The following is a 3059-nucleotide window of genomic DNA, read 5'->3' as shown; positions in this document are numbered from 1 at the left end:
TTGCTTAAGTTCTTGTCATCGGTAACAGCGAGTTCGCCGCCTGTTTCCAGGCGGCAGACTCTTACTTGACTGCAATCGTGAGCATTTCATGCTCTACTACAAACTTGATCATATAGTCATCGACCAGACGTCTCTGCTGTTGGAAGGCATACATCAGTGCCTTTTCGCAGATCCGGTTGATCATACGGGGAATTCCGGCAGATGCCTTGTGGATCTCATCCACCGCTTTTTCAGTAAAAACCTCCTGAGGACATCCGGAATACGCCATATGACTTCCGATGTATTGTTCCGTTTCCGATCTGTCCAGATGCGGAAGCGTGCAGTACATATCGATTCTCTGGCGAATAGCAGCGTAGCGCTGTAACTTCAGTTTGTTTTCCAAAAGTTCTGTCTGACCGACAAGGACTACTGCCATGGGACTGACAGAATCAAACTTGTAATTCAAAAGAAATCGAAATTCTTCCAGCGTTTCTTTTTCCAATAGATGAGCTTCATCAAGGATGCAGACAACCTTCTTATGCTGTACTCCGCGGATGATTTCAATTTCCTGCTGTAGCTGGCGCTTGGAATCTCCTCGATAAAACCTTGATTCCAGACCGAGCTGATCCAGCAGCCCCTTATAAAACCATCTTGGAGTCAGCTTTGAGTCCGAAAGATAAAGAACGATGTAATCCTCTTTCGGAAGTTCTGAGTAAAACCGGCGGATCAGCGTTGATTTCCCACATCCGGAATCAGCAGTTACAACCGCAAACATCTGGCGGTCTGCCACATAGGATAGACGGCCTAATGTCTCGCGAAAAGCAGATGATTCATACAGTTTTTCAGGTGGAACATTACGGACAAAGGGTGTGTGTTCCATACCGAAGAATGCCTCATACATGATCATTCGCCTCCTTCCGATAGGATGCAAATGAGATCGCGTCAGCCATCTGACGCTGTGTCTGTGCATGGCGGTTTTCTAAAGCGTCAAGAAAACGGGACGTGCTCGGTTTCTGTTTCTGCATGGATGCCGGCAGTACCGGGCGTTTGTCACAGTATTCGCCGATTCTTATCGGCTGTGCGGTAAAAGGCTCATAGCCGGGATAAGAAACAGTGATCGTTTCAGGCGCGGCAGGATCATAAGAAATTTCAACCTTATGCCCGATCAGCGATGGTTTTGTCTCGTATCTCATTCCGCGGAAACTGATACATCCGCCTTTGTCAACTTTGCGTTCTTCATGATGAAGGAAAGCTTCCGCTACGACTGAAACATCCAGGAAAGTGAGCGGGCGGCTGTCGCGGTTCCATTCCTGAAGAGGTGTGATCCCTTCTTTCGGGACCGCAGCTCCAAGGCTTTCGTAGTATTCACTGATTCCTTCATGAGGCTTCTTGTGGTAATACTCGTCCGCGAAGATCTCCCAGAGGCGGTTTAAGTCATCCAGGCTTTTGATATCCTTCAGCTTCGATTCACGGATAAAATCATCTACGACCTGGTGGAATTTCTCAATTTTACCTTTGCTTTTTCCACTCCTCGGTTTTGCATGAATGACACGGATACCGAGTTTTGCAAGGGAAAACCGGATCTGCTTTGCGATATACTGGGATCCGTTATCAAAGTAACAGGCATCAAAAGTTCCGTGACGCAGGATCGCCTGGTGAAAGGTATCCTCGATGATCGCTTCCTCCTGATTATCATAGAATCTGGAGAACAGGAGCCGTCTGGAATGGTCATCAATAGCCGAGGACAGATAGGTTTGTACTTTGGCACCATTTTTTCCAATAGGAAGTTTGGGTCCATACTTGATATCTCCCTGGATCAGCATCATGCGGTGCGGTTTGCAGAAGCGTTTCGATGAACTCTCACGGGCTTCTTTGTACATCTGCATATGCTCACGACCAAAGCCCGCTTTATAAAGGTGTCTTTCCAGAGTTGGGCGTTTCAATACCCCCGGTGCTACAAAGCCTTCCGCTTCCAGAATGAAGATGATCTGTGCAACAGACCGTTCCGGAACCTCTTTCCTGAGCTGGATCGCCTGTTCCAGAAGAAAATCGAAATTGTCCGGAAGTCTCTGGGATCTGTGTTTTTGCCGGTCTGCCGGTTTGAGACCAGAGAACTTGCCTTCTGCATATGCTTTCTCATAACGGTAAAGAGAACGGACTGAGATGTTATTCTCCTGTGCGATCTGTCTGCGCAGCTGCAGACGTTTCGCGTCATCCATATCTTCCCTGAGAAGGGGAGATATGAGCCGGAAGCGGTTGAGTGCTTCCTGTTCCTGCCACTGTTGTTTCATAAGATTTTTGCTTGTATTCATAGTATAGCGACCTCCTTTGAGACCACTATACAGAAACAGCCGGTGACAGACGAACCAAAGTAGGTGCACGGTTCTACCAGGGGATCGGCACCAGGAATCCTCCGCTGTTATAAATCAGGCGGAGAATGATCTCCAGCCAGTTTTGATACTTTTTTCGTATTGCATCGAGCAGTGAACCTTTGGAGAAGAGAATCCCTTCACCAAGTCTGAAGATACTGTAGCCGGTACTTCTGAGGTAGCCTTCTATGTTAGAAAGATTGATCTGCAGCCACCAGAGCCAGTGCCGCATGGTCTGCATAGACGGATAATCTTCGGAGTCAGCATCTTCAGGAGTAACGACTCCATCAAGAACTCCTGATATAACCTCAGTTTCGTAATGCTTATATGGGGCGAGACAATCTGGAAGTTCATTATGATAGGAATGGCAATTTTTACATCTGAAACGTCGGATCATCAGAAGATCCTTACGCCCGCCTTCTTTCTTGCGGATACGTATGCGTGAATCACGGTAGGCAAGAACTCCCTGACAGCTGGGACATATATGTCTGGTCACACTGCTCTGAACAAAAAACACCTGAATCCCCCTTGAGGGTTAACGTATAGTCTGATATAATAACCATGGTTATAGCGACCAGGTCTCAGAGTACACGACTTTCCAGGGAAGGTGCTCTGAGACTTTTTTCTTTCTGTAAACTGATGACAGTATACAGAACAATCCAGAGACACGCAAGGTAATCATTATTACGCTATTTTAAGAGGTCAATAACA

The 3059-nt window shown here is 47.0% G+C and carries 3 protein-coding genes; all 3 read right to left on the bottom strand.

What is annotated here, in order from left to right; translation table 11 throughout:
* Positions 1 to 61: 61 nt before the first annotated feature.
* Positions 62 to 880, bottom strand: a complete 819-nt coding sequence (locus ACTNC6_RS16015; protein WP_173763245.1) for an ExeA family protein — start codon at positions 878 to 880, stop codon at positions 62 to 64.
* Complete coding sequence (locus ACTNC6_RS16010; protein ID WP_173763246.1) at positions 873 to 2291, bottom strand: Mu transposase C-terminal domain-containing protein; 1419 nt, start codon at positions 2289 to 2291, stop codon at positions 873 to 875. Before ACTNC6_RS16010 ends, ACTNC6_RS16015 begins: the two co-directional genes overlap by 8 nt.
* 73 nt (positions 2292 to 2364) lie before the next feature.
* On the bottom strand, positions 2365 to 2865 hold the full coding sequence (locus ACTNC6_RS16005) for a DUF6431 domain-containing protein (protein WP_173763247.1): 501 nt from the start codon (positions 2863 to 2865) through the stop codon (positions 2365 to 2367).
* Positions 2866 to 3059: the final 194 nt, after the last annotated feature.

The sequence above is a fragment of the Blautia sp. HCP3S3_C4 genome (assembly GCF_052064095.1).
Taxonomy (GTDB): Bacteria; Bacillota; Clostridia; order Lachnospirales; family Lachnospiraceae; genus Blautia_A.
The sequence above is the reverse complement of the archived record's forward strand: the minus strand, read 5'-3'. Positions and strand labels throughout refer to the sequence as shown.

Coding starts and splice junctions, on each gene's coding strand:
- ACTNC6_RS16015 (WP_173763245.1), bottom strand. CDS start 880: ATGTATGAGGCATTCTTCGGTATGGAACACACACCCTTTGTCCGTAAT.
- ACTNC6_RS16010 (WP_173763246.1), bottom strand. CDS start 2,291: ATGAATACAAGCAAAAATCTTATGAAACAACAGTGGCAGGAACAGGAA.